This is a genomic window from Myxococcus llanfairpwllgwyngyllgogerychwyrndrobwllllantysiliogogogochensis (assembly GCF_006636215.1).
Taxonomy (GTDB): domain Bacteria; phylum Myxococcota; class Myxococcia; order Myxococcales; family Myxococcaceae; genus Myxococcus; species Myxococcus llanfairpwllgwyngyllgogerychwyrndrobwllllantysiliogogogochensis.
In genome coordinates, this window is record NZ_VIFM01000391.1 from 1 (window position 1) to 7,936 (window position 7,936).

Sequence of the window (7,936 nt, forward strand, 5' to 3'; positions counted from 1 at the left end):
ACATGTGTATAAGAGAAAGAGGTGGGGGTGCGGGAGCAGGGCTCCTCCGCGCCGGGCCCCAAGGTGTCGCTGACGGGCGAGGGTGGCACGTCCTGCGTGGCGGTGCTGCCGCGCAAGGTGGACTTCGGCGTGGTGGCGGAGGGGATGACGGCGACGCGCGCGGTGGAGGTCGTCAACCGCTGCCGCGACAGCGTGCTCGTCAACAACCTGCGGCTGGACACGGCGCAGGGGGGCTACTTCACCCTGGCGCAGGCGCCGGCCAGCGTGACGGTGCCCTCGGGTCAGTCGGCCTTCGTGGGCGTGACGTTCAGCCCTCGCGTGGGCGCGGCGGGTGCCAGCGAGGGACAGCTCGCCGTCACGGTGCGGGCGGGGAGCACGACGTCGACGGAGGCGGTGGAGCTGAAGGGTGAGGGCCGCGCGTTCAAGCCGTGCCAGTACGCGCTGCCGCAGCAGCTGCGCTTCGGCAAGGTGCCGGTGGGCGCGGAGGTGGCGTTGGGCGTGTCGCTGCGCAACACCGGCGCGGAGGCGTGCTACCTGGCCTCCATGCAACTGGTGGCGGGCTCGGACCCGTCCTTCGTCGCCGCGGCGGTGCCCAATGGCGTGCTCCAGCCCGGCCAGAAGGCCACGCTCGTCGTGCGCTTCAAGCCGGAGGCCGAGGGTGCCTTCGAGGGGCTCGCGGAGGCGTGGGTGAACCACCCGTCGCTGGGACACCCGCTGGTGACGCTGGTGGGCGAGGGCGTGAAGGGCTGCTTCGCGGTGCAGCCCACCACGGTGGACTTCGGCATCACCAAGCTGTCCTGCGGCCCGCGCACGCGGGAGCTGCTGGCCATCAACGAGTGCATTGGCCCGGTGAAGGTCGCGGGCATGGAGTTGGAGCAGACGGGCAGCGAGTTCGAGGTGGCGTCGGCCAACCCCTTCCCGGCGACGATTGCCCCGGGCGCGCGGGTGAAGCTGACGGCGCGCTACACGCCGACGGACGACGGGGATGACGCGGCGGCGCTGCGCTTCCGGCTGGAGGATGGGGGCGAGTACACGGCGGGCCTGGTGGGCCGGGGCGTGACGAAGGCGGAGCAGACGGACCGCTTCTTCCAGGAGTCGAAGGCGAAGGTGGACGTCCTCTTCGTGGTGGATAACTCGGGCTCGATGATGGAGGAGCAGCAGAGCCTGGGGCAGAACTTCGCGGCCTTCCTGAGCGCGGCGAGCGCGGCGGCGGTGGACTACCGCATCGGCGTCACCACCACGGGGTTGGACCCGTCTCCAGGGGGCTGGTCCGAGTGCCCCGGTGGCGCGCAGGGCGGAGAGAACGGGCGTCTGTTCCCGGTGGATGGCTCGCGGCCCCGCATCATCACCCCGGACACGCCGAACGCGGCGGGGGTCTTCGCCGCCAACACGCAGGTGGGTGTGTGTCATTGGAACGAGCAGGGCCTGGACGCGGCGCACCGCGCCCTGTCGGACCCGCTGCTCTACAACCTGGATGACGTCCGCACCCCTCTGGCCAACGACGGCAACGGCGGGTTCCTGCGCGAGGAGGCGAAGCTGGCCATCATCTTCCTCTCGGACGAGGAGGACTTCAGCTCGCAGCCGGTGTCCTTCTACGAGACGTACTTCCTGGCGCTGAAGGGCAACGACAAGTCCAAGCTCAGCATCAACGCGATTGTCGGCCCCATGGACCTGGCCACCTGCCCCACGTCGAGCAGCTCCGGCAGCCGCTACCTCCAGCTCGCGAGCGCGACGGGCGGCGTGGTGGAGAGCATCTGCACGCCGAACTGGGCCGCGTCGCTGGAGAAGCTCTCCAACAGCGCCTTCGGTCCCAACCGCAACTTCCCGCTGACCGAGGTGCCCGCCGACTCGACGCGCATCGTCGTCGAGGTGGACGGGGTGCAGGTCACCACGGGTTGGCACTACGACGCGCGGACCAACACCATCATCTTCGACCGTGACGCGGCCCCCGCGCCCGGCTCGTTGGTGGAGGTGACGTACCCGCTGGGCTGCAACTAGGGATTGCTCGCGAGGCAGTGACGGCGCCGCGCTTCACCTTCGGGTGGAGCACGGCGTTTCGCATTCCCTCGCGGCGCGGGACGTCACGGTGGGAACTCGAGGGAAGCACGGACCGCGTCGTGGTCCGAGCCCCCGTTGCGCAGCACCTTGGCCTCGGACAGCGTGATTCGCCGGCCGAGGATGTGGTCGATCTCCACGATGGCCGGAAGGACGGAGGCCGCGCCCGGCCAGGTGGAGCCGCAGCTCTCGCCCGGCCCTTCACATGCGTGCTGGAAGTCCGCCGAGGCGAAGGCCTTCATCGCATCACCCGAGCGGCCTTCGTTCATGTCCCCGAGCAGCAGCAGCGGACCCTGCTCCTTCGAATAGCGCTTCATCAGGGCGTCGGCCTGCTTCTTTCGGAGCACCGCGTTCTTCGCCATGGACTCAACCAGGTCGTCGTCCTTGCGATGCGTGGCCCCCGGCGCCATCAGGTGCACACAGGAGACCTTCAAGGTCCGCCCCGCGAGGCGCACGTCCGCCTCCAGGGCCGGCATGCGGTGTGGCTCCTGGGAGAAGTGCTCCGTGCGAGTCATCGGATGGCGACTCGCGATGCCCACGCCCCAGGTCCCCTTCCGGGGGACGAGCCGGACATGGGGATACTTCTTCCCGAGCCGTTTCCGGAAGGCGCTGGCGAACCCTGGCGTCAACTCGCGCAGACAGAGGATGTCCGGCGCCTCCTTCTCGATGAGGTCCAGCGACTTCGCCACATCCTCTGGCGGCGCGGAGTAGAGGACGTTGTAGGTCATGACCGTCACCTTCCCCTGCGCGGGTGGAGGTGACGAAGGTGCGGAAGCTTCCAGGACGGACAGCACCAGGGACGCGGCGAGGCTGGGGGGCCACATATCCAGACCCCATAGCAAGACCTGGGCTCGGACAATCGCAGGCGGAGTGTGGCGCCAGGGAGACACCTTCGGGGGTGACCGTCTCCCCTGGGCCGCGTGCTGATGGCCTACACGGTGGTGTCATCGTTCCCATGCGCCGTGCCCCGGCTGCTGCTGGGGCTGTCGGGGTCCGCGCTGGGATCGGAGCGAACCTGCCCCGAGGGCGGGAAGAGGTTCGGGAACACCCGCACGAAGAACGCCCGGATGATGGGCGGAAGCAGGGGCCCCCCCATGGGGCGCGTACTGGTGGGGCTGTCGCCATCCGTGCTGGGGTCTCCACCCCGAGCGACGCGCGCGGAAGCGGCGAACGTCGAGCGACCCTTCAGGGCCTGGTGGAGCGGGGCGGACCCGTGCTCCCGGTCTCCGGTGGGCTGGGAAGACTTCGGGCGTGGCTGAGCGGCGAGACGCCGCAGCGCGACCGTCGCGTGACGCAAGGGAGGCAACATGAGGGAGCTCCTGACTTCTGAATTCAGGCTTGCTTCATTCTCCAGGAAACCAAGGGCGGAGTTGCCGATGAGCGCTCAAGGCCTGGAATGAGTTTGCTTCCAGAGGGCCACCTCGCGGGCCTGGGCCTGTTTGGCTTTGCCCGCGGAGGTGAAGGCCGCGAGGGCCTCGTCGACGAGCGCGAGCGCCTGGCCTCGTGATGACTTCGCGTCCCAGAGGGCCTGGGCCAGGGTGAACTGGAGCTCCGCCCTGCGCGTGGGGCTCCACCCCAGCGGCTGGATGATATCGAGCGCGCGCTGTGCGGCGACGCGGGCGCGCTCGGGCTGCTTCAACTCCAGCCAGGTGCGAGCCAGCTCGACGAGCGACGTGACGAGGCGGGGCTGACGCGGGCCACCGTCCGCCTCCTTTCGCGCGAGCACCTCCTCCAACTCCGCCAGGGCTTCACGCGGCCGGCCCGCCTTGCGCAGCACGGCCGCGCGCTCCTCCCGCGTGCGCAACGTGGAGGAGTCCTTCGCCCCGAGCAGCCGCGCCTGGAGGGCCAGCGTCCGGTCATACCCCTTCAGCGCCGCGGCGAAGTGGCCCTGACGGTTCTCGAGCGCTGCCAGGGCCAGCAGGGACTGGGCGTACTCCGCATGCTCCTCGCCGAAGGCGTGGGCCGTCAGCGCCAGGGCCTTCTCGTGGTGCACCCGGGCTGAATCGAAGCGCTCGAGTTGCTCGTGCAGGCGGCCCAGGTCGTTGTGGAGGCGGATGGTGTCCAGGTGCGTTTCGCCGAGCGTGGCTTCGCGCAGCGCGAGGGCTTGCTCGTAGAAGGCGACCGCGGCCTCGGGGCCCTCCACCCAGCGGCGTGCGTCTCCCAGGAGGATGAGGGTGTTGGCGACCAGGGGGTGTCCTGCTCCCAGCTCGCGTCGCTGGATGGCGAGCGCCCGCTCGTAGAGCGAGACGGCGTCGAGCGGGCTCCCCTGCCGCGTGCGCACGAGGGCGAGGTTGGTGAGGACCTTGGCCGTGTCGAGGTGCTCGGGCCCGAGGGTTCGCTCGCGCAAGGCGAGGGCGCGTTGGTAGTGCTCCAGGGATTGGGGGAGCTGGCCTTCGCCGAAGTACACCAGGCCCAGGTTGTTCTCCAGCCGGGCCGCGCTCTCGTCCGCCGAGCCCACGCGCTCCATCAGCGCCCGCGCCTGGGCGGCGTGCTCCAGCCCGCGCTTCATGTCCTCCAACTCGTAGCCGATGACGAAGACCAGGTCCGTGCTCGCACGCAGGGCCAGCACGTCATGACGTCCGGCGAGCGCGGCCCGCATGGCCTCGGTCCAGGCGCGCTCGGCCTCTTCGTTCCGGGCGAGCCGATGCTCCAGCCAGCCCGCGACATGGAGCACCTCCGCCTCCAGCGGGCGGTAGCCGAGCGCGCGGGCCTCCTCCAGCGCCGCCGTGACCTCCGTTTTCCCCTGCGCGTAGCGCCCCGTCTCCAGCAGCACCTGGGCGCGCGACAGCCGCAGCCGCGCCTGCTCCATCCGGGCGCGCACGGCGGGGTCCTGGGGTTCGGGCGCGAGGGAGAGGATGGACTCCACGCGTGAGCAGTCGGAGACCGAGGGGAGGCGCAGGGAGGCCTCGGCGGCTTTCTGCACCAGGGCCGAATCGGCGCGCTCCAACGTGTCAGCGAGCACGTCAAGGGATTGGCGCCGGGATTCCAGGCAGGCCATGCGCAGCGCGAGCACGTTCTCCGGTTGCTCGTGGCGCACGTGGGTGGCCTCGCACGTCTCGGTGTAGCCCGCCTCCCAGGCCCGCGCGTAGTCGGAGAGGTGTCGGGATACCGCGTCCATGGTGGACCCCGCCAGGGAAGCACCGGTGGCGAGCATGGCGGCGCGCACCCTGGCCTCGCGGGGGGCGCTCCACACCGGAGCGAGGCGCGCGGCGGCACCGGTGCAGGGCGCGGGCTCGGCGCGCAGCCATGGCAGGAGGGCGAGGGCGGACACCCCGGCGACAGCGCACCCGGTGGCGAGCAGCCGCGCGCGCCGGCGGGCCGGGTCCTTCCCGAGGTCCTCCAGGAGCGCGGTCATGGAGGCGTAGCGGTCCGCGGGCTTGATGCCGAGGCCGCGCAGCACCACGCGACGCACCCAGGCGGGCACGTCCGTGTCGTGCGCGGGGGCCTGGAGGTGCTCGAAGTCAGGAGGCTGGCCCCTGGCGAAGGGGCGGATGCGGAAGAGGGCTTCGTACAACGCGACGCAGAAGCTGAACTGGTCCCCCCGGGCATCCATGGGTTCGCCGCTCCATTGCTCGGGCGGCATGTAGGCCGGGGTTCCCACCAGGGAGCCCGTGCGCGTCAGGGGCGCGGCGTCGTCATCGGGCACGTTCGCGCGCGGAGGCGTGGGCAGGGCGGGGGTGGTGTCCTGGAGGCGCGCGAGTCCGAAGTCCGTCACACGCGCGCGGCCCTGGCCATCGACGAGCACGTTGTCTGGCTTGAAGTCGCGGTGGATGAGCTGCGCGGCATGCGCGGCCGCGAGCCCCTGGCCCGCCTGCTTGAACAGGTGCAGCACCTCTCGCCACGAGCGAGGGCTGGCCTTGAGCCACTGGCGCAGGGTGGGGCCCTCGACGAACTCCATGGCCATGAAGAGTCGGCCGTCCACGGTGCCCACGTCGAAGACGGTGATGACGTGGGGATGGGAGAGGCGGGCCACGGCCTGGGCCTCGCGGAGCAGGCGCTGCTCCAGCTCCCTGGCGCCGTCCCCGTCGAGCGCGCGCACCAACTTGAGGGCGACCCTGCGGTCCAGCCGAGGGTCATACGCGCTCAGCACCACCCCCATGCCTCCGGCGCCCACGCGGTCCAGGACCACGTAGCGGCCCAACTGGGTGCCTCGCCCGGGTGAGGACGAAGGGGCGGTCGCCGGCTTGTCGGTGCCTGGTTTTTCTCCGGACGCGTCCATCAGCGTGGTGCGCGCGGCGCCCCGAGCCGCCTCACCCACCAGCGCGAGGCACGCCGAGCAACGGTCCACGTGGGCCTCCACGGCCTGGGCCTGGGACGGTTCCAGGGCCCGCTCGCAGTACGCCAGGAGGGTGTTTTCGTCGGGGCAGTCCATGGCCTCACTCAGCGCAGCAGGTGCCTCACGCTCAAGTCCAGTCCGCTCAGGAGCGTGCGGGCCAGGCTTTCCAGCTCGGATGCGTCGACCTTCAGTCGTCGTCGCAGCTCCGCGTGGGTGCGCTCGGTGAGCGTGTCCCTGGCGGCTTTGAGCCATCGCGTCATGGTGGCGCGACTCACGCCATGCACCCGGCCAATGTCCTCCACGCCCACGTTCTCCACGAGGTGCAGCCGGAGGAAGGCGCGCTCGCGAAGCTCCATCGAAGCGAGCGCGGAGGCGATGGACGCTTCGATGTCCGCGTGGTGGCGATGCTTCAGCGCGGCGAAGGAGGCGTCCTGGACAGGCAGCAGCGCTTCCTCCAGGGCGATGGGGCGGGCGGCGCGCTCACGCAGCTCCGTGAGCGCGAGCCGAAGGGCCACGGTGCGGACCCAGGTCTCCAGGGGACCGCGACCGTCGTATTCGGCAAGACGGGGTGGGGCATTCTCGCGGGGCAGCAGCAGGCGTTCGCGCAGCCGTTGCATGGCTTCGTCCACCACGTCGGGGGCCATGTTCCTTCGAGCCAGGGCCTGGCGCGCGGCGGGGAGGAGGCGACGCTCGAAGAGCGCGAGCGCCGCCGGAAGGCCCCGTGCGCAAGCACAGGCGAGGTACAGGTCCTCCACGTGGCGGACCGGGTCCGTCCCGCCGCGTGCGCTCAGGTGCGCGAGGAAGACGCCGCGTTCGAGCACCACGCCGGGCCAGGCGGCGCGGGCCCTGAGGTACGCGTCCTCATCGGGGCGGGGTGGGTCCATGCGGTTGGGAGTGTACAACGCTGGCTCCTGTTCCAGCCCGAGGGCACGCGCCGGGGCCGAGTGCTCGTACCGCGCCGAGTCATTCCCTTGGCGGGTGGATGGCGGTGGCGAAGCCTCCGGCGTGGTGCTCGGCGAGGAAGCGGGAGAGCTGGTCCGGGGTGAGTTCGCGGCAGGTGCTGGACGGGTCGTGGACGATGAAGTTGCCCTCGGGCGTCATGCCCGTCACCGCAATCCAGTGGCCTCCGGAGAAGTTGCCGGAGGCGTTGGGTGGCTGCTCGTTGGCGAGCATCACGCTGCTCTCACCGTTGACGGCGACGAGGTTGCCCGCTTCGAGCTGTTGCTGAATCCAGGCCGTATCGGAGCCGGCGTGGGTCTCCGATGTGAGTCCCTGGTTCGCGGCCATCTGCTCGATGCCGACGTAACCGGTGCCTTCGGCTCCCATGCCGATGGAGTTGGCGAGCTGATTGATGAAGGCGCCGTCGGACAGGCCCTCGCCGAGCCCGTAGCCCTTGAGAATCATCGCCATCGTCGTGGGGCCGCAGTTGGAGAAGCGGTTCCAGTCGTCCTCGGTGCCCTCGGAGGAGATCTGATTGATGTACGGCACGGGGTAGCGCTCACCTGGCGCGGAGGGGGTGGAGGGCGTTGAGCCCAGCGTCGGCGTGGCGCCCGGCGTCGGAGCGGAATCCTGGGTGGGGACGGACGGCGGGAGGCCGTCGGTGAG

General features: G+C 70.7%; 5 protein-coding genes and 1 pseudogene. 1 reads left to right on the forward strand and 5 read right to left on the reverse strand.

Annotation, left to right across the window (positions count from 1 at the left end):
* Nucleotides 1–18 precede the first annotated feature (18 nt).
* Nucleotides 19–1,998, forward strand: a pseudogene (locus FJV41_RS46345) (COG1470 family protein); the annotation flags it as partial.
* Nucleotides 1,999–2,081: 83 nt separating this feature from the next.
* Here the strand turns inward: FJV41_RS46345 and FJV41_RS46350 are convergent.
* The 5 genes from FJV41_RS46350 to FJV41_RS46370 form a co-directional block, all read right to left on the reverse strand.
* On the reverse strand, nt 2,082–2,879 hold the full coding sequence (locus tag FJV41_RS46350) for an endonuclease/exonuclease/phosphatase family protein (RefSeq protein WP_141649037.1): 798 nt from the start codon (nt 2,877–2,879) through the stop codon (nt 2,082–2,084).
* 107 nt (nt 2,880–2,986) lie between these two features.
* A complete protein-coding gene (locus tag FJV41_RS46355; RefSeq protein WP_141649038.1) occupies nt 2,987–3,364 on the reverse strand; it encodes a hypothetical protein in 378 nt (125 codons plus the stop codon).
* Between the two features lie 75 nt (nt 3,365–3,439).
* Nucleotides 3,440–6,427 (reverse strand): serine/threonine-protein kinase, encoded by a 2,988-nt coding sequence (locus FJV41_RS46360; RefSeq protein WP_141649039.1) that lies wholly within the window; start codon nt 6,425–6,427, stop codon nt 3,440–3,442.
* A gap of 8 nt (nt 6,428–6,435) precedes the next feature.
* Nucleotides 6,436–7,233, reverse strand: a complete 798-nt coding sequence (locus FJV41_RS46365) for a sigma-70 family RNA polymerase sigma factor (RefSeq protein ID WP_181791429.1) — start codon at nt 7,231–7,233, stop codon at nt 6,436–6,438.
* 61 nt (nt 7,234–7,294) lie between these two features.
* Nucleotides 7,295–7,936: C39 family peptidase (locus FJV41_RS46370; RefSeq protein ID WP_181791431.1), on the reverse strand; the 642-nt coding region annotated here is incomplete at its 5' end.